The sequence below is a fragment of the Stenotrophomonas sp. PS02289 genome (genome assembly GCF_029960115.1).
Lineage (GTDB): Bacteria > Pseudomonadota > Gammaproteobacteria > Xanthomonadales > Xanthomonadaceae > Stenotrophomonas.
In genome coordinates this window covers 41762-57840 of record NZ_JASCOZ010000008.1, presented here as the reverse complement: position 1 = coordinate 57840, position 16079 = coordinate 41762, and the positions used below count along the sequence as shown (strand labels likewise).

Here is a 16079-nt window from a genome sequence, read left to right as displayed (position 1 = left end):
ACAGCACAAACCGATGCCGATGCTGCGTTGCGAACAACTCAATCAGCGCATAGATGTCCCTGAGGCATTCCTGCATCGTGGCCGCTCTGAAGTGGAAGGTCATCGACACCCCCACTTTCCAGTCCACTTGCACGTCTTGGGCACGCACCGGCACGGCAAGGTGGTGAACCTTCAACCCGAAAGCACACTTTGAACCGGGCAGCAGCCCGCCACGAATGAACGGATTGCGATCAATCGTCGCCTCCAGATTGAGCAGCGTCTGCGCAACATCATCCAGCCGCACGCCCGACTCGATTTCCAGCACCATCACCAGGCTCATGCCTGAACCCCCTGTTGCCTCAGCGACAGCCCGCCGTCTCGGCCGGGCTGCGCTCGAATGGAAAACCTGGGCCGCACCGTAAACCTGCCGACCCATCCTCATTGGCCTACCAGCGCACGCGCGGGCGGATCAGGTCGACGTCCTCGCCCCACGCGCAGTACGCCATCTCCATGTCGTGTTTTGACTGCAGGTCCTGCCAGTACGTCGGCGGGTCGCCGAAGTAGCGACCCAGCCGCATCGACAGCTCCGCGCTGATGCCACTGCGACCGGAAATGATCGACTCCAGCCGCCCGCGCTTGACCCGGATGGAATCGGCCAGACGACGAATGGAAATACCGCTGGGGCGCAGATAGTCGTCCATCAACACGCGCCCTGGATGGATATCCGCCGGGGGATGAAACAGCAGCTGCGGCGCTACTGCGCCGCTTTCGGGCGCGCCTCGGGGACGCTCCGGGTTTGTAGGCTCAACAACACCTGCGCAGGAACATTTCTCGCACATGGGATCCTCCCAATACTGGGTAATGAGTAAGTTCAACGAAGTGGCAACGCAGCGCGCAGCAACGGCGCGACGGGATGCCGATCAGATGGCCGGGGCAGCGCCCGGCGTTATAAGTCTTGGATGCGCACGCGAAGGGGCAGCGCTAATCGGCCGCAGGCGCGCGGAAGACATAAGCGAAGGCCTCGAGTGGGCAGCTCGAAGCGATGAGTAAAGGCCCAGAACACGCACATCACGGACTCCCGGGAAAGGCCTTTCGCCCTATGGGAAAGGCGTCGGGAGCTAGAAAACCGCGATGCGATACGGTGTGGCTTATTCCCCCCCGACGTGGGGGGTATTGCATTCACCACCATCCCGACATTGGGAAATCCAATGTTCGCACCAAAAGAGCTTTCTAGACTCCGGGGTCCACATTGCCGGAACGCGAATCGGATGTGAAGCGGCTGATTCCACGCATTTCTCGCCGCTCCGACGGGCCGCCCTCATCGTTGACGTTTCCGGCGCGAAAAACAGGCTTTTGGCGCAGATTCCGTGCCAGATTGGCCAATGAGTGGCGAAATTCTGGCGCGGCATCCGTGCCGCCAGTTCTCAGTGGCGCATCTCCAGCGTGTCGTTCGTGGCTCATTCTGCGACGGCAGGCGCATGCCCCTCATCGTCAGTTAGGACTCCGCCAACGCCGATGCAGCGTCACGACTGATCACTTCTCAACTCTCGAACTGCGATAGCAATCGCTTCCGCCCGATCATCAACACTGGATATCGATTCGTAGATCGACTCGCATGCAGCCGCTACGGAGTCATCGCCAACCGCAAACAACACCGAAGACAGCGCCCTGGCGCGCGCAAAAGCAGCAAGCGTCTGCCGCCCTAGATCTGCACCATCACGATCAGCACGCTCGAAGTATTGGTCATCGGCCTGCTCCTGCAACGCCTTGAGTTCGCCAAGCACTCCATCGGCCACGCTCAGACCCAGGCCATAGTCACCCAATGCACGAACCACTACGGGATCGACGACCGCGTTGATCGTGATCGCGTGCGAACAGACGGCAGCGACGGCGGCGCGCCTCCTGCCACTATCAGCACTGACCAAGGCATCCAACAAGTGAGGAGCCACGGATTCCAGGCGTAGCATCGGCGTCAACCCTGTCCATCATTCAGGCTGAGGGCTTCAGCCAGCGCACGAACGAACTGCCCCTCTTCGCTGGTGTATCGCTTCGATAGCCCATTGAAGTGGGCGCTGAGCGAAGCCTTTGCAGCAGATCGGTCGAAATTACTCATGAGACCAACTCTTGCAGGTGCTTGTACGGGGAGTCCTGCAATGAGAACCCGAGGAGGGCGCTGATTTCTGCGATCTCACTGTACTCAACGGCATCCAGTGTCACGTCGTACTCATGGATGTGGTCACATAGCAGCTCGAACGCCAAGCCCTCCTCATTGAAACTGACGTAATCCAACGCCCCATTCAGGATGTTCGGGTCCAGACGGCCCTGAAATCGCTTCCCCAGATCGATGATTCTCTGCGAGTACATCAAGCATCCGCCTCAATGACTTCCGGGATAGTAGAAGTGTCGCCTACCGCAATTCGGCAAGCTACCAACTTCATCGTCCTCATCTCTTGCGCCCATCAACCCACGAGATAGCCCTGCAGACTCGGTAGACACTGATGTGCTACTCCTCCCGCGGCTTGGGATCCCACCACGAGCGCATAGTGGGAACGCTGACCGCGAGGTCTCCAGTCCAGAAAAGCTCGGCGAATGCCAGTTGTGCGACTCACGGGTCGTTACACACCTTTCTGGCGTCGAAGGCGTCATCGCCGTAGTACACGACGCCCCCGTATGGCGCATCTCCAGGCTCCCACCATTCATACAAGCCCTCACGATGTACAGACGTGTTGTTGAGAACGAGGAGGTGGTACTGCCCGGGAAGCGCTTCCATTTCAAGAAATCTGATGTACGACTCCGCAGGCTCTCGAATCTCCAGCCTAACTTTTCCTCCGCGAGCGAACACCCGGTCGATCCCCGCACTGATTCGCTCCCAAACCGGCTTCTCAGTATGGACCGCGCACTCGCCCGGCCCATCAACCAATACCATCACGCTATGCACAGTGTTCTTGATGCCAACACACCAACACAGCTCGTCGCCACACCAATCATCTTCCAGGTACATCCGCGCTTCCCAGCGGTTCATCCAAGCGAAGCAGGCCACTCCATGTCTTCCGTGTCCATCCAGGTAAGCCGTGGCGAACACTCCAGAGGCGAGGTGAAGAAGTCCTCGACGGCCATCCACGCCACTGCGGGAGCAACGAAGGACCCTACGGGTGCGAACTGATCATCGCCCGCATCAATGAAATCGCCCATCGTGTCCATTGACCCAACAGAGTAGAAGCTCTTCCTGAGTACAGAGACATCCAACCTGACCGAGAAGGAACCCGTCCCATTGTCCAAAATGAACAATGCAGACTCCAATCCAAGATGGGTTTCGTACAGGAAGGCCGCCTCTCCCGGGACTACGCCCCAGACTTCGGCCGAGTACTCTTCGAAGTACGGCCTGTAGGTGTCCAACTGTGCGTCCGAGTCGAGCTCGTTGGCAATGAAGTAGCACTTGATCTTCGTCATCTCAATCATTAAGTTCAGACCAGTCTTGCATCAAACGCTGCCCACTTGAGCGCAGGCGCAGATGCTTGGACAACGCAATCGCATCGACTGAAGCTCCTGCATCCGCCAGATCCTGCATCTGACGGCCAAGCTCTATTGATGAACAGCTGAAGGGATCCATGAGAAATACATCAACCGCGTTTGGCCCAGTTATGTGCTCACCACATTGATCGCCATCAATCGCGTCCGCGATGTCAAGAACCAACGAGACAATCGACTGCGGCGATTGAGTTCCGACCTCAAAATAGTTCCTCGCGAGATCGAGTGCGCAGTAGACGAGCATATCCAAGTGGTCCTTAAGCGACCGTGGATCAAACTCCTCCGGGAACGAAACCTCGGGAACTGCGCTGCCGTTCCACAAGGAGTCTAGAACTTCCCGCAGCTCGCTGGGCGGCAGAATCGCGCTGTTCTGGATGTCAGCAGAAACGGAGTACGCTCTTTCGCATGCGGCCAGCACAACGGGCAATGCATGAGCATGGTCAAGCGCCTGAAATCGCCGACCAGTATCGGTCTGGTATGAATCGTAGATAGAGGTGATTTCTTCTCAAACCTTGAGTGCAGGACAGCCTGCCAGTGCAGAAATCTCCCGCCTTGTATCAACCCCGAGATGGCAACTCCGGCTGCAACTTGGCAAGCTCCACTGCCACCAGCCAGTCGCCCCACATCGCTGGATCGTTGGGCATGCCGTCTGTCCACATGTAGTTGGAGATGGCCCCCATGACCTCGCCCAGTTCGACGTCCGCATCCGCCCTGTCGTAGTACCGCTCAAGGAAGATGACCATGGCTTGATAGCCAAGTTGTGTGGTCACGAGCTCATTGAGGTCGAGTTCCAGGGTGCCCTCATCCGCAACAGGAAGCTCCAGCCCGGTGCCATCACCTGGCGAGGGAAGTCGCCCCAGCTCGAGCAGGCGAAGCAGCGTCGCGATTTCACGCTCGAGACCCTTGTCGTCCAGTTCGCCAGGCAGGCGACCACCGCCCCCGGGCACGTAGGCGTCTGCAATACAGAACATGGAGGAGATGCACTCACTTGCACCATCAGGGTAGGCCATTGCCCTGCCCGACTCCATCTCCTGCTTGTACAGCTCAATGTAGGCGATGGAGAAGACATCGGCGCCCATTCGACCACGCACGAAGCGCTGGGCGAAGTCCAAGAGGGTTTGTTCACTCATGCTTTCGGCCTTTCATCCCAAAAAAATTGACGGGATGACCAACACCAACGCGCCGGAAGTTGCCTTGCATAGTGGCGGAGCGGCAATCCTTGCCAGCCAGTTCCATTTGGCCATTTGGTTCCTCCTTGTGCTAGACGAACGTCCCTTGGCGCTACTTATCGGCAGAACTACCGAGAACTTGAGGGTCGCCCGTGCTGGCCAGATGCTCCCTCCACGGTTCCAGCAAGCCCGCTCGCAGGCTGAGGTCCAACTCGCCATCCTCAATGCTTCCCACGTACTCGCCATCCAGCTCGAACTCCAGGAGAAGCCCCCGTCGCTGCGACAGATCACGCAACGCGTCGATCAGCAGCTCTACCTCGGCCAGGTTCCGCCGATCCATTTCAAGCGGCAGGATGGTGGGCGGACGGGCTAAGTAGAGGTCCAGCTGCCCGCCCAGAAGAGAGCCGCCCTCGGCATCCGAACTCACCAGCAGCTTTGGAGGACCAAGGCTCCAATCCATGGCATCTGCAATGCCCATCAATGCGAGTTGCAGGGTCGCGGCGTCATGCTCTTCCACATCTTGCGCGATGTAGAAGCACAAGCTGATCGTGGGAATGTTCATTACCAAGGATCCTGTGCCGACTTGGCACTATTTCATCAAATGCGTTGATACATCGCCAGCACTAAAGAAGCTCTTGAAGATATTAATCACATCCACCAAAGACTTGCATACACTGGCCGCGCTTACAGAGTAGCCCTGCACAGTACGCATGCAGGATGGGTCACCATCGCCACCCACGTACTCGCGCACCACCCAATCTTCTCCGTCGTCTTGTCCGAGCGTCAACCAGAACGCGCCATACTCCGCAACGACCTGAAGTTGTGCCGACCGAACCGCTTCAGTTCCCACGATATCAAGCGTTACAGTTCCTGAGTGGAGGCAAGCCCTCTGAAGCTTATCCAGAACAAAGCTCCAGTCTGGATCGGATACCAAGCCCCCTGCCGCACCCTCTCCCCACCCATCAACCCAGGAAATCCTCATCTGTATTCACTGCTCCTTCAAACCCGGAAATCCTCTAGTCGCAGACGAAGGTAGCGACTGGCGGGACCGTCAGTTCGTGCTCCGGACATAAGATCAGCGCCAGGACTACTCGCGTGATCTAGTCGCTGGGCGGGGCTTCCAAACGTTAATCGGGCCAGTCAATTTCGGATGCATCGAGCCACGCCAGCCGCTTGGACGGCTCCAGAGGTGCCCTGAAGAAGTCCTCAACAGCCAACCATGCTACGGAAGGATCGACGAATGACCCCTCGGGGGCATACTGATCGTCTCCCGCGTCGATGATCAAGCTCATGTGCTCTCGAGATCCGACAGAGTAGAAGCTCTGACGATCTGATCTGTAACTGAACCGCAGTGACAGGCCTCCGTTAGCGTCGCTAAGGATGTACAGCTCCGACAAAAGGTGATCCGACGTCTCATAGGCGAACGATGCATCACCAGGGCAATCACGCCACTTCTCGGGTGAGTATTCAAGGAAGTAGTGCTTGTACCTTTCCGGGGACGGCGCTAGATCGATGTCTGCGCCCATGAAATAGCAAGTGATACGCGGGATGGTCAAGTGGAGTTCTCCGAGGAAGGCGCAACGTTGAATCCGTCAGCCGCACCATATCCACTTAAACCTACTGATGCTCTATGTCCAGGTTTCGACGCCATCAGGATCGATCCAGACGACGCCGGCGGGCGCGTCCGCCAGAAACCAGAAGTACATTTCGTCCTCGCCACCAGAGTCGGCTGATGGCCAGACGCGTTGGAGCAGCGCTAGTTGCTCGTCAATGCTGCCGGTCAAGAAAGCGCCGTTCAATGCAAGTCGCATCGCACCCGCACTCATCTGCTCGCGAAGGAATAGGATGAAGAGCTCTGTGCACACCTCAAAGCTCACATCCAGCGTCGAGACATCGACATTGAGTGACTGCCAGAGACTGCCCATTGAATAGCCGCGGGAGTGTCTCAGCACAGAGTCAGAGATCGCCCTGGTGTCCAACCCGTGAATGGTCATGATTGGACCACACAATTCTGGACAACTGAGTGCGCCTCGAGCACTGCGTTGAGCTCAGCAACGAAGGCTTGTCGCCGCACTTCCAGTGGCGCCTCCCTTTCCACCTGGCTGGACTGCTCGGCCAGCGCTCGTAGTCTGGCCGCACGTTCCGGCGAAATATCGATGATTGGAGCACCATCGGATGAGCGCACCTCCCCTGACGCCAGGCGCTCATCAATCACCCGAGCGAGGATCAGGGCCGTCTTGCACTCGAGGAAGCCATGCCGGGCTAGAAGGCGCTGGCATTCCTTGGTTCCAATTACGTAGGTACACCCCCAGATGTTGGCTTCCCTGGCGTCCGCGGAAAGAATCTGCTCAGGATCGGAGACGAACAGGCGCCGCAGGACCGTTTCGTCATTCGGGCATCCACCCTCATCCGCACTTGGAAACAGCTTGACCAAGCCTGCGCCCACGCAGGCGGCAACCATCTCGGCACCGAGCTGCCACTCAAGGCACTTGTCCTTTAGGCTCATAAGGAAAATGCACACTTGGGCGTCCTCAAGTGCGACGATCCGGAGCGTATCCAACAGCCAAGAATAGACAGCATCTCGCGTCGGCTCGCCGAACGCACCAAGCCTACTAGCGGCCATCCACCTACTCACCGTCAATCCTCCTTATGGACAACCGAGTGCGCCTCGAGCACTTCGTTGAGCTCAGCAACGAAGGCTTGTCGTCGCACTTCCAGTGGTGTCTCCCTCTCCAGTTGACTCATCTTCCATTCTCGTCAATCGGCGCTGGGAGGCGACTGGCGGGAGGCTCCACTTCAATGAGCTTCTGCAATCGCGTGAACCGGTACTGATCGGCGGCCCACACCAGTGCAAATGGCGCAATCACCACAACAACCATGGCGAGCACCGCGCACCAAACGACTACGACCTTCTTCTTCATTCGAACTTTTAGCCTCACTCCCGCTCCGCCGCGATTCCAGATTTGATATCCATCACCGACTTTCACATCATCAGCGAGATGACCACTCGTCAAGCTGAGCAAGGGATTTGGATATCTCACCGGCGTCGGACGGGTTGAGCGCCAAGTACCTGGTGCACGCCATTCTCAACCAGACCACAAATTCCTCATCACTGACAATCACTTCGTATGGCTCTGGCGTTGGCAAAGCCAGGATGAATTGCACTCCTTCGAAATGATCCTCCTCGAAATAACTGTTCATGTCGGGGAAGTGGCAAGCCAGATGATCGTTGACGAATCCCCATCGCCTCGAAAGGTAAGACACAACCTCGATGAAGCACCCATCGTCGTAGATGTCATCGAAGAACCTCTGGATGATCCACTCAGGTCCCGACGGTATCCAAACCGTGCCAAAAAGTGGACTCATTGTCGGCCGCCACCGGTGTTCACCTGCAGTTCTCCAAAGCCCTACGCAGAGCGGCCCCGACGTCAACAGGTGCCGTGATCGCGTCTATCGTCAATTTGCCGTCATCACCCAAGAGTCCAGACCAGCCCTCCTTCCCGTCACGACGCGTGAGACCAATGACAATCTTACAGTCACTCGAGGTTATCCAACAGCTCTTCATCCCACGAAAGAGCTCACGTCTGCCCTTGTAACCAAACGTGGCCGTCACCTCGTTCACCCACGACTGATAACGCTCGTCAATCCGAACCGGATCGTACAGCTCAGCATCCACGCCAGCCTCAGGATTCGCGCGCTTGTCTGCATAGGGTACGACGAAGCGACTTTGCGCCAGGCAAGCCAAGACAGCATCACCAAGACGTTCATCACTCGCTGATGGATCCAGATAGATTACTGCGCCTTGTGGGTCAACGATGCTAGCCCGATACCCTGAGCAGGTTCTTAGGCAGATGAACCGATCATTCGCAAGAACACTTGCCCATTCGATCCTCTGAACTTCATGGGGCGTGGGTGGTCCGAACAGATTCGACAGCCGCTTCAGAAGCCTTCCCATACTCAGCCACTCCGTCAAGAACCATACACTCCGTGCCGGAGTACTACTCGGGGAACTCAATCGAAAGCTCTCCGCCCACACTGCAGTCGAAACCGATCCGGTAGCTTCCATCTGGCGCGTACACAATGAGGCGGCACGTGGCGACGTCCTGCTCCCCCATGAAGTCTCCAACAGCAACCTCGACGTTCAACAGTCTCGCCATCTTTCCTCCGATCACCCCCAACGCCTCACCATAAACATCCTGCACGCAGTACGCGACCAGCAGCAACGGATGGGTTCCTCGACCCCTAACCAAGTCATAGCCAACCAACTGCGTGCGCGCATCATGTGACGCCTTCCAGTACGCGTGCTCGTCGATGAAGTTCCATTCGTATACACCAAGGACGCGCGCCAAGGCAGCGATGACCTCATGACGCTCGTGCGTACCTGCGATTGCGAGCTCAAGAATGTTCATGTCTGGCTATAAGCACTGTTAGGGGCAAGCTAAATTCTATACGGCCAACCTGCTGGCGCTCACGGAAGCATGACCCTGAATCCATAGGTAGCGTAGTGAACAGTCAAACGCGGAATGACCTCCTTCACACCTGACAGCGATGCGGCGACTCCGTCAGCTGCACGTGGCTTGGCGACCAGCACATAACCTGTGTCGCAGACATCATGACTGTGTAGACCCTTTCGTGCCATTTCTACGTGCATGGCAATGTATCCATTCCGATGTCGCTTGGAGTCAAACCTCGGCAGTCCCTCCTGCACGATAATTTCATCGTAGACGTCCGGCAGGGCTTCAACCAGCGAGTTTGCGCTCTCCCAGTCCTCCATGGAGCGGGTGACTTCCGGCGGAACGTATCCTCGGCCAGCGGTGGCAAAGTGGCAGAGCCTGCCGATCTGATCGATCGCAAACCAATCCAGATCGTGTATTTCCAGGAACTCCTCATCCATTTCCATTCTCAGCCTCCACGGCGTATCTCTGCCAACTCATTGGCTCGCGAGACATCTACCGGAAACAGGACACCCAGCTCCAATGACACCCCAGCGTCTGCGAACAACGCCTTGATCCTGCCCATAACTCTCTCCTTGAACTCACCTGACTGACCTTCGACAGCGAACTCGTTGATCAGCTCTTGTGCTTTCTCGGTGGATGCCAGTTGCGGGTTGAGCCAGAACCGCTCAGCCTCCTCGCTCAGCATGGCGGGACTGAGCCGCGCCAGCCCCCGACAGAGGCCTGGGTAACCGCTAACCGCTAGATCGTCCAGAACGGACTCATCCCCCAAGTCCCAAAGCCCTGAAGTGAGGCACCGGAAAATGACCTCAACGGCGTACTGCCATCGATCCACATCAACGATCTCCGCCACTCCGCCTGCCAGCGCGCTGGGAGAATAGTCGTCCAACGTGAGTAGATAGAGATGCCAAGGCAACTCTGACAGGTCTACCGGGTAGTCAGACAGTCTCATGAAATCTCAACAGAGTGTAGCTTCTGGGATGGGGCATTCCGGTACCACGGTATCGGCCGTGCACGGGCGATCTTGAGGCGTGGTCCGACAGCCAAGGAGTCTGTCCAGGCGGCACCGAGGCAGATTCATTCAGAACGGCATCCCACAGGTCAAGTCTTGAGCGCTTGACCTATCGCGCAAGCGCTGCCGAGCCATGACGTCCCCCTCCCCTTCATACTGATCGGAGATATCTGAGAACTGGCGCGCAACCTCCACAGATACACAAGAGTCTGGAATGACCAAGAACGAGTCAATCAGGCCCAAGCCGACCTCCAGCGGATCTTCCTGGGCGGCGTCGATGGCATTTGCCATGTCAACTGCGATTAACAAGACCTCGTCGATCGTGCCTACCCCTTGGACGACCACAGCTCTCGCCATTTGAATGGAGTCCGCAGCCATCATCCCCAGCTCAACAGAGAGCGAATCCACCACGATATCTTCCGGGACAGTGATGAATTCAGTGTCCAGCACCCGACCATCCCACATTGAGTCGAGAATTTTCCTGAGCCGCAGAGTTTCACATGCCCCTTGCATGTCAATCTGGGCAAGTACTGCATACATTCGCTCGCACGCGGCAAGCATCACAGCAACGCCACTCGCCCTTGGCAGGCCGCCTATCGTCTCCAAGATCCTTTGACGGTACCGGTCGTACAACTCGCTCACCTCCAATCTTACTTTCTTGATCGATTGTCCCTAACTGAGCAGTTCGGAGGACACTGTGCCATCACTGTCCGTCATTCTATCAGTTGTCACTTCAGCAACCCTTATCCCTATCGCCCTTGACCAGCCAAGACGCCCTGCTCGCTCATACACAGAGCAAGGACCTTCACTTGAAGCTCCAAGATATCGGATTCCAACAAGACCGATTCGAGCAGAAGCTGGCGGTTCATTGTTTGTAGCCCTCGAACTCCCAGAGGAAGACGCGCGAAAGTCGAGACGCCGTTGACATCCAGTCTTCGCCAGAGCACGCATCAATGTACTCGACCACCTTGGACCTGATGAGGTCAGCATCGTAGTGATTTATCACCAGCATCCCTCGACCCCACATTCCGGCGTCCGAGTACCTGGCGAGCCACTTTGGAGTACAGACGACCAGATCGAAGTTGTCCGCGCCGCTGCTGTTTGAGCCACCAATCCTCAGAAGCAGATCAAGACTGAAGTCCAGTGGATCTTCCGGCTCCCATTCTTCCAGATCGAAGTAGTCGTTGGTCATACCCTTCAGAACAGCCTTCACGCATCTCTCCTTTTCGCCTGACTCTTGCGTACGTCAGGATTTGGTCACAATGGACCATTCGGACTTCCGTAGACATCTTCGCCCAACGTCTACGCTAAACGGTCTAAGCGCGCCACCTGACATCACCCCTCTTGCCAACCAATTTCGGGGGGAGGTAGGTCAATCCACACGCAATCCGAGGGCGATCTCTTGCGCAGCAGCTTGCGCCTTCAGCGCACCCACATCGAGCAGATTGATGTCAGTTGCGCCAACAACCCCGATATCTAAGAACTGTCGATTCATCTCAGTATTTGAGCAGGATCCTTCCCTCTGAAGGAAATCATCCACGGCGTCAATCCCAAGAACTAGACCTTCCTCTTGGGCATTGTCGATTGCATCCGCAACGTCCAAGGCCAAGAGAAGCACATCCTTCTCCCGTCGGGCGGAAGATATCACTGTCTCCCGGGCCATCTGCAGCGCATCGTGGATGGTGAGTGCGAGCTCGTCGGACACACTATCGAGCTCGAACTCATCCGGAACAGACTCAAGCACATCATCAGAAGTCGCATTCGACCAGAGATCTTCGAGACTCTGGCGCATCCTTTCCGGATCGGTAAGCGATATCGACCAGACACTCGGATAGAGTCCAACCATCCTCTCGCAGCAAAGCAGCATGACAATTCTGGATCCATGAACACCCAGCTTGGACAGGGCAGCCTCGAGATCCCGCTTGTATTTCCGGTATATGGAAGTCATCTCCTACCTCTTCTTGGTCCGATGAAACAGACGCTCAGGCTCCGCTCGTGGGGTGCCATCAAGCATGGGGCCACACGGCAACCAAGGAACCCGTCCGTACGATCCGGCCCGCAACAATCCTCGTGAACCACCCACGCCTGGGAATCGAGTCGTCCATCAAATGCTGGCTGGTCCACGCAGCCATTGAAGCCTCACAGCTGGGTTGTTCCATGTAGACTCCCTGCTGGATCCCATTCAAGACGTAGAGATCATGGAGTAGAACCACAGCGCAAGCACCCACGTGCCGCAGGAGAGACCCACCTCAAAGGCACGAACGGGACGGAAGAACAGCACCCTCACAAAGAAGACCAAGCTTAATGAAATAAGCGAGAGCGCTGAGAAGATGAGCAATCGAGCGAATTGATCACCGATAATCTCGCACGGACCGGAGATGATAATCACAGAACCTTGGCAGATCCGCATCTTCAGAAGCAGGTACCTGGTCAGTAGCAGTGAGGTACTCAAGCAGCTTGCGCACCACATGGCTACGTAGAAGGCATGAAACCAGCCTGCCGTCTTCATAGCGAAATCTCTAATGCAATCTTCCTCATCGGGCTACCGCCTGCTCCATGGCCGCAATGCACCGCATACGTTAACGGCGATAGCGATGGCAATTTTGTCCTTGCCCCGCAAGCACCGCCGCGTCGACAGCCCGCGCCTGCACTCCGTCGCGCGCCCAACTCTCACCATCGATAGCCGAATGCCCATGCGGCGTTGCCAGCAGCCAGGGCCATGAATAGGCAGGCAATAGTAAGAGTCACGCCATTTGATCGAAGAACCTCAATCCGATCAACGAAACGTTTCTGCCCCTCGCTAAGCTCTCCCCGCACCAGCCCAAGCCAAATCATGAACATGTAGAGCGACATCATGGAGAACGCCACTGAGTGCACCCACGCCGGTAGAACTGTTCCATTCATTATCGATCTCCCTTTATCAGCATTCGCTCGAACGCGACACCAGTCACACCATCCCGCTCAAGACGCGTCTTCACCTCCTCACTCACGATCAGCGCGTGCGGGTAACCCATCAGTCGAAATATGTGCTTATCCCCAATCTTACTCGCATCCAAGACGAGGTTGAATGCTGCGGAGTTCTCATCGGACAGTGAAGGTCGCCATGCATCATTGAAGGCGAACCTGATGAAGTTCGAACTGACACCATGAATGCAGTCGAACTTTGACTCCACAATCATCACGAAGTACTCCGCAACACCACTTGCGCCCTCGATGCTGACAGGCTCCATTACGGTGTTCGTGTACGGCTCTTCGATCTCAGGAAGCCCGGCGAGAGCATCGCAGAACCTAGCGCTAACGATAGGAACGCTGGCAGAACCCGCAACGGTGAAGTCAACCGCCACCCCATCGAAGTGAAGGTCCAGCGCGTAACAGCATGGCTCCATGCGTTCGACAGGCGGATCCAGGAAGCTCCAGTTGTCCGCGTATCGGATATCACCAAGAATCCATCTTTGTCGCATGGCCAGATCTGGATGTATGCGGAAGTACTTCATTCAATCTCCATGGGTTCAGCTGAGTGCATCGCAAAGCTCCCCAGATGAAACGCTGCGCCCTGGCCGGTCCAAATCTGGCAGGTCTATAGGGTAGTCAGACAGCCTCATGAAATCTCAACAATGTGCAGCTTCTGGGATGGGAGATTCCGCTGCCACGGTATCGGCCGTGTGCGGGCCTTCTTGAGGCGTGGTCCGGCCGCCAAAGGTTCCGCCCCGCCAGCGCAATCACTGGAACCCAAACTCCCCCAACACACGCCTTACCTCGACTCGCAGCGCGTCATCATCAAGCTCACCGGGATCCACAGGACCATCGCCAAGAACGTGAATGTCCACTAGGTAGAAGATCTCGGAAATGCACTCGTCAACATTGGGCGGATCCGAGGCCAGCAAACCAGCTGCACCCTCGATCCTTCTCAGCTCTAAGTAGGCGGAGGAGAAGACCTCCGCGGTAATCCTATCCTCGGTGAACGACTTGGCAAATCTCAACATGGTCACGCTCATCGCAGGCATCCCTACTTGAATCAATTGTCGTCTGAACTCGCTCACTGGAATCTAACGCTATGAAGCACGAGCCGAGGCGACAGCCAACGGCCCCGCCTGTTACGAACCAGTTGACAACAATCCTGGTGAACCATCCACCGCAGGTGATGGCGTCGCCTGTCAGATGCCGGCGGGTCCAGTATGCCGCACCGCCACGAAGGCCACGCAGCCAGATCAGCAGTAGTCCTCACGGGAGAACTGCTTACCCGTCGCTGTAAGTTCGTCTTTCTCGAAGTAGGTCGTAGTGCTTTCCCCGTGAAGAAGAACGGCGTATCCGTAAACGACCCCATCCTCCTCGCTAATACCAAGGACGGCCCCCTTCAAACCTCGAAATTCCGGACTCCTACACTCGATACTGACCTGAATTTCCTGATAGAACGCGATTCTTTCCATTGTCATCTGCGGAGAATCCGGCCATTCGCAAAATGAGCAGACGCAAGAAGCTTATTGTACCTACACCCTGCGCTGAGACATCAACGCACAGCTCGTCAAGCGCGCTCCTAGGTCCAGAATTCTGAACCACCTGCGGCAATCCACACCAACCCACTTGGGGTCCAGCCAATGCCACTCTTGGAAGCCCAGAAGAAATCTTCATCCCAGTCGTCCTCTGATGGCCAAGCCACTCTGAACTGACTCACCTGCTCCTCAATCGGCGCACTCAGCATTTGATCGGCTGATTGCAACTTAGCCAAGCCTCTCTCCAGAATTGCCGAAAGCACCTGCAAGAACACCTCAATCCTCTTCTGAAACTCAAGATCGGGGTGGAAATCATAAGTCTTGTACCAAATACCGTCGACGCCGCACATACCAACCTCTCCAAGAAGCAGAGAGAGCTGATCATCCGTCATAGGACCAACCGTCATATGAACTGCACCTTTAGTCGATCGCATCAACTCAGCGGCGCGGGATCAAGCCGAGAGTCTTCAAGTCAAACAGCAGCTCGGCGGCCTCTTCCTCGCTCATATGCATAGGAATATTGGCCACGCCCACTTCCCCAAGCAATTCTGCTGCGATTCCAAGCTCCCTCTCGCGCGCCTCCGCCAACTGTCGACCAGCGCTCGAAACCAGAAATATGACCTCAAGCATAAGATTCTCGATGTCCGAATAGAAGACACCATCGAACTGATCCAGTGCAAAGCCAGCAGCAGTCTCCCCCGGCCTCCATTCGCGCCCGCTTCTCGCGACATTCCTGCAGTACTCATAGTAGTACGCTAGAAATCCATCACGTATTTGAAGGTAACCTTGATTCTCATTTTTCACGATTCAACTTCTTTGGCGAGAGCCTTTTCTCGCTTCGCGCTCGTCAGGTAGCAGAATGACCTCCGGCCTCAACGCATTATCTCAGCTGAATCCCTGTGCCATGGCAGCACCCCCCCCAGTCAGCGACACAGACCGCTCTAGGTGCCATTAATTTGGGATCGGAGGTATCTACGAATCCTGGCCGGACCAATATGACGCTTCAGACAATAGTACTCCCATCTTCAGGACCGGAATTGAGTCACGAAGTACAGCAAAGCCGCCCACCCTATCAACGCCACCACGATCTCAGCGAACTCCGGCTTTCTCCTGACACCGACACGAATCAAAACAACGGAAGTGAGAAGAATAACGGCGACGAAGCTGCCCCAGAATATCCACTCTTCCACAGACCTCACCCACGCGCATCCTAACTCCACTGGGCCAATCGCACAGAGTAGCGAGAGCGGCGACGGCTCAGGCAATATCTGCAAGAGGCCGAAGATCGATACTGCCCATAGGACCAAGTGGAGGAAGTCCAGAGACTTCAACACCAGTTTTCGAACTCTCATCTAAAACCCCTTCCACACTGCAAAGCACGCAGCCAATCTACCTGAACGAACTGCATGACCCCCTCTCCAATACGCACGGAGCTCGCGGTCACAAT

The 16079-nt window shown here is 56.3% G+C and carries 28 protein-coding genes; all 28 read right to left on the bottom strand.

All coding sequences use genetic code 11. The annotated features are described in order from the left end of the window. The coding region (locus tag QMX83_RS02405) for a hypothetical protein (protein ID WP_282295066.1) at positions 1-319 on the bottom strand (319 nt) is incomplete at its 3' end. Between the two features lie 106 nt (positions 320-425). Next, positions 426-818, bottom strand: coding sequence for a HigA family addiction module antitoxin (locus QMX83_RS02400; RefSeq protein WP_282295065.1), 393 nt, complete (start codon positions 816-818; stop codon positions 426-428). A 684-nt stretch (positions 819-1502) separates the two neighbouring features. Next, positions 1503-1916, bottom strand: a complete 414-nt coding sequence (locus QMX83_RS02395) for a hypothetical protein (protein ID WP_282295064.1) — start codon at positions 1914-1916, stop codon at positions 1503-1505. Positions 1917-1951: 35 nt separating this feature from the next. Further along, the gene (locus QMX83_RS02390) at positions 1952-2092 is read right to left on the bottom strand and encodes a hypothetical protein (RefSeq protein ID WP_282295063.1); all 141 of its coding nucleotides are present in this window, start codon (positions 2090-2092) and stop codon (positions 1952-1954) included. Further along, positions 2089-2343, bottom strand: coding sequence for a MafI family immunity protein (locus tag QMX83_RS02385; protein ID WP_282295062.1), 255 nt, complete (start codon positions 2341-2343; stop codon positions 2089-2091). Before QMX83_RS02385 ends, QMX83_RS02390 begins: the two co-directional genes overlap by 4 nt. Before the next feature lie 241 nt (positions 2344-2584). Beyond that, the gene (locus QMX83_RS02380) at positions 2585-2980 is read right to left on the bottom strand and encodes a hypothetical protein (protein WP_282295061.1); all 396 of its coding nucleotides are present in this window, start codon (positions 2978-2980) and stop codon (positions 2585-2587) included. Positions 2981-2997: 17 nt separating this feature from the next. Further along, a complete protein-coding gene (locus tag QMX83_RS02375) occupies positions 2998-3429 on the bottom strand; it encodes a hypothetical protein (protein ID WP_282295060.1) in 432 nt (143 codons plus the stop codon). 1 nt (position 3430) lies between these two features. After that, complete coding sequence (locus tag QMX83_RS02370; protein WP_282295059.1) at positions 3431-3934, bottom strand: hypothetical protein; 504 nt, start codon at positions 3932-3934, stop codon at positions 3431-3433. Positions 3935-4064: 130 nt separating this feature from the next. Next, positions 4065-4637, bottom strand: a complete 573-nt coding sequence (locus QMX83_RS02365; protein WP_282295058.1) for a colicin immunity domain-containing protein — start codon at positions 4635-4637, stop codon at positions 4065-4067. A 151-nt stretch (positions 4638-4788) separates the two neighbouring features. After that, entirely contained in the window at positions 4789-5238 is a 450-nt protein-coding gene (locus tag QMX83_RS02360) for a hypothetical protein (protein WP_282295057.1), read from the bottom strand. 27 nt (positions 5239-5265) lie between these two features. Continuing rightward, the gene (locus QMX83_RS02355) at positions 5266-5658 is read right to left on the bottom strand and encodes a hypothetical protein (RefSeq protein WP_282295056.1); all 393 of its coding nucleotides are present in this window, start codon (positions 5656-5658) and stop codon (positions 5266-5268) included. A 145-nt stretch (positions 5659-5803) separates the two neighbouring features. Next, positions 5804-5968: a hypothetical protein gene (locus tag QMX83_RS02350; RefSeq protein ID WP_282295055.1), complete on the bottom strand. Its 165-nt coding sequence runs from the start codon at positions 5966-5968 to the stop codon at positions 5804-5806. A gap of 336 nt (positions 5969-6304) precedes the next feature. Next, positions 6305-6601, bottom strand: a complete 297-nt coding sequence (locus tag QMX83_RS02345) for a DUF596 domain-containing protein (protein WP_282295054.1) — start codon at positions 6599-6601, stop codon at positions 6305-6307. Positions 6602-6666: 65 nt separating this feature from the next. Beyond that, positions 6667-7182 (bottom strand): hypothetical protein, encoded by a 516-nt coding sequence (locus tag QMX83_RS02340; protein ID WP_282295053.1) that lies wholly within the window; start codon positions 7180-7182, stop codon positions 6667-6669. Positions 7183-7417: 235 nt separating this feature from the next. Further along, positions 7418-7597: a hypothetical protein gene (locus QMX83_RS02335; RefSeq protein ID WP_282295052.1), complete on the bottom strand. Its 180-nt coding sequence runs from the start codon at positions 7595-7597 to the stop codon at positions 7418-7420. Between the two features lie 70 nt (positions 7598-7667). After that, positions 7668-8042: a ribonuclease toxin immunity protein CdiI gene (gene cdiI / locus QMX83_RS02330; RefSeq protein WP_282295051.1), complete on the bottom strand. Its 375-nt coding sequence runs from the start codon at positions 8040-8042 to the stop codon at positions 7668-7670. A 632-nt stretch (positions 8043-8674) separates the two neighbouring features. Next, entirely contained in the window at positions 8675-9085 is a 411-nt protein-coding gene (locus QMX83_RS02325) for a hypothetical protein (protein WP_282295050.1), read from the bottom strand. A 59-nt stretch (positions 9086-9144) separates the two neighbouring features. After that, positions 9145-9576 (bottom strand): hypothetical protein, encoded by a 432-nt coding sequence (locus QMX83_RS02320; RefSeq protein WP_282295049.1) that lies wholly within the window; start codon positions 9574-9576, stop codon positions 9145-9147. A gap of 2 nt (positions 9577-9578) precedes the next feature. After that, positions 9579-10082, bottom strand: coding sequence for a hypothetical protein (locus QMX83_RS02315; RefSeq protein ID WP_282295048.1), 504 nt, complete (start codon positions 10080-10082; stop codon positions 9579-9581). 129 nt (positions 10083-10211) lie between these two features. After that, positions 10212-10784, bottom strand: a complete 573-nt coding sequence (locus QMX83_RS02310) for a hypothetical protein (protein ID WP_282295047.1) — start codon at positions 10782-10784, stop codon at positions 10212-10214. A gap of 223 nt (positions 10785-11007) precedes the next feature. Continuing rightward, complete coding sequence (locus QMX83_RS02305; RefSeq protein WP_282295045.1) at positions 11008-11355, bottom strand: immunity 8 family protein; 348 nt, start codon at positions 11353-11355, stop codon at positions 11008-11010. 159 nt (positions 11356-11514) lie between these two features. Continuing rightward, positions 11515-12090: a hypothetical protein gene (locus QMX83_RS02300; protein ID WP_282295044.1), complete on the bottom strand. Its 576-nt coding sequence runs from the start codon at positions 12088-12090 to the stop codon at positions 11515-11517. Positions 12091-12812: 722 nt separating this feature from the next. Further along, on the bottom strand, positions 12813-12998 hold the full coding sequence (locus QMX83_RS02295) for a hypothetical protein (protein ID WP_282295043.1): 186 nt from the start codon (positions 12996-12998) through the stop codon (positions 12813-12815). Positions 12999-13045: 47 nt separating this feature from the next. Beyond that, positions 13046-13636 carry a DUF1629 domain-containing protein gene (locus QMX83_RS02290; RefSeq protein ID WP_282295042.1) on the bottom strand — a complete coding sequence of 197 codons (591 nt, stop codon included), beginning with the start codon at positions 13634-13636 and terminating at the stop codon, positions 13046-13048. A 225-nt stretch (positions 13637-13861) separates the two neighbouring features. After that, positions 13862-14137: a colicin immunity domain-containing protein gene (locus QMX83_RS02285; protein WP_282295041.1), complete on the bottom strand. Its 276-nt coding sequence runs from the start codon at positions 14135-14137 to the stop codon at positions 13862-13864. Between the two features lie 539 nt (positions 14138-14676). Further along, complete coding sequence (locus tag QMX83_RS02280) at positions 14677-15024, bottom strand: DUF596 domain-containing protein (RefSeq protein ID WP_282295040.1); 348 nt, start codon at positions 15022-15024, stop codon at positions 14677-14679. Between the two features lie 46 nt (positions 15025-15070). Then, on the bottom strand, positions 15071-15436 hold the full coding sequence (locus QMX83_RS02275; protein ID WP_282295039.1) for a hypothetical protein: 366 nt from the start codon (positions 15434-15436) through the stop codon (positions 15071-15073). Between the two features lie 221 nt (positions 15437-15657). Then, positions 15658-15984, bottom strand: a complete 327-nt coding sequence (locus tag QMX83_RS02270; protein ID WP_282295038.1) for a hypothetical protein — start codon at positions 15982-15984, stop codon at positions 15658-15660. Between the last annotated feature and the right edge of the window lie 95 nt (positions 15985-16079).

Coding starts and splice junctions, on each gene's coding strand:
- QMX83_RS02300 (WP_282295044.1), bottom strand. CDS start 12,090: ATGACTTCCATATACCGGAAATACAAGCGGGATCTCGAGGCTGCCCTG.
- QMX83_RS02385 (WP_282295062.1), bottom strand. CDS start 2,343: ATGTACTCGCAGAGAATCATCGATCTGGGGAAGCGATTTCAGGGCCGT.
- QMX83_RS02290 (WP_282295042.1), bottom strand. CDS start 13,636: ATGAAGTACTTCCGCATACATCCAGATCTGGCCATGCGACAAAGATGG.
- QMX83_RS02335 (WP_282295052.1), bottom strand. CDS start 7,597: ATGAAGAAGAAGGTCGTAGTCGTTTGGTGCGCGGTGCTCGCCATGGTT.
- QMX83_RS02325 (WP_282295050.1), bottom strand. CDS start 9,085: ATGAACATTCTTGAGCTCGCAATCGCAGGTACGCACGAGCGTCATGAG.
- QMX83_RS02270 (WP_282295038.1), bottom strand. CDS start 15,984: ATGAGAGTTCGAAAACTGGTGTTGAAGTCTCTGGACTTCCTCCACTTG.
- QMX83_RS02350 (WP_282295055.1), bottom strand. CDS start 5,968: ATGAGCTTGATCATCGACGCGGGAGACGATCAGTATGCCCCCGAGGGG.
- QMX83_RS02380 (WP_282295061.1), bottom strand. CDS start 2,980: ATGTACCTGGAAGATGATTGGTGTGGCGACGAGCTGTGTTGGTGTGTT.
- QMX83_RS02320 (WP_282295049.1), bottom strand. CDS start 9,576: ATGGAAATGGATGAGGAGTTCCTGGAAATACACGATCTGGATTGGTTT.
- QMX83_RS02280 (WP_282295040.1), bottom strand. CDS start 15,024: ATGACGGATGATCAGCTCTCTCTGCTTCTTGGAGAGGTTGGTATGTGC.
- QMX83_RS02360 (WP_282295057.1), bottom strand. CDS start 5,238: ATGAACATTCCCACGATCAGCTTGTGCTTCTACATCGCGCAAGATGTG.
- QMX83_RS02345 (WP_282295054.1), bottom strand. CDS start 6,601: ATGGGCAGTCTCTGGCAGTCACTCAATGTCGATGTCTCGACGCTGGAT.
- QMX83_RS02295 (WP_282295043.1), bottom strand. CDS start 12,998: ATGATGTCGCTCTACATGTTCATGATTTGGCTTGGGCTGGTGCGGGGA.
- QMX83_RS02315 (WP_282295048.1), bottom strand. CDS start 10,082: ATGAGACTGTCTGACTACCCGGTAGACCTGTCAGAGTTGCCTTGGCAT.
- QMX83_RS02400 (WP_282295065.1), bottom strand. CDS start 818: ATGTGCGAGAAATGTTCCTGCGCAGGTGTTGTTGAGCCTACAAACCCG.
- QMX83_RS02390 (WP_282295063.1), bottom strand. CDS start 2,092: ATGAGTAATTTCGACCGATCTGCTGCAAAGGCTTCGCTCAGCGCCCAC.
- QMX83_RS02340 (WP_282295053.1), bottom strand. CDS start 7,182: ATGAGCCTAAAGGACAAGTGCCTTGAGTGGCAGCTCGGTGCCGAGATG.
- cdiI (WP_282295051.1), bottom strand. CDS start 8,042: ATGAGTCCACTTTTTGGCACGGTTTGGATACCGTCGGGACCTGAGTGG.
- QMX83_RS02365 (WP_282295058.1), bottom strand. CDS start 4,637: ATGAGTGAACAAACCCTCTTGGACTTCGCCCAGCGCTTCGTGCGTGGT.
- QMX83_RS02285 (WP_282295041.1), bottom strand. CDS start 14,137: ATGAGCGTGACCATGTTGAGATTTGCCAAGTCGTTCACCGAGGATAGG.
- QMX83_RS02355 (WP_282295056.1), bottom strand. CDS start 5,658: ATGAGGATTTCCTGGGTTGATGGGTGGGGAGAGGGTGCGGCAGGGGGC.
- QMX83_RS02375 (WP_282295060.1), bottom strand. CDS start 3,429: ATGACGAAGATCAAGTGCTACTTCATTGCCAACGAGCTCGACTCGGAC.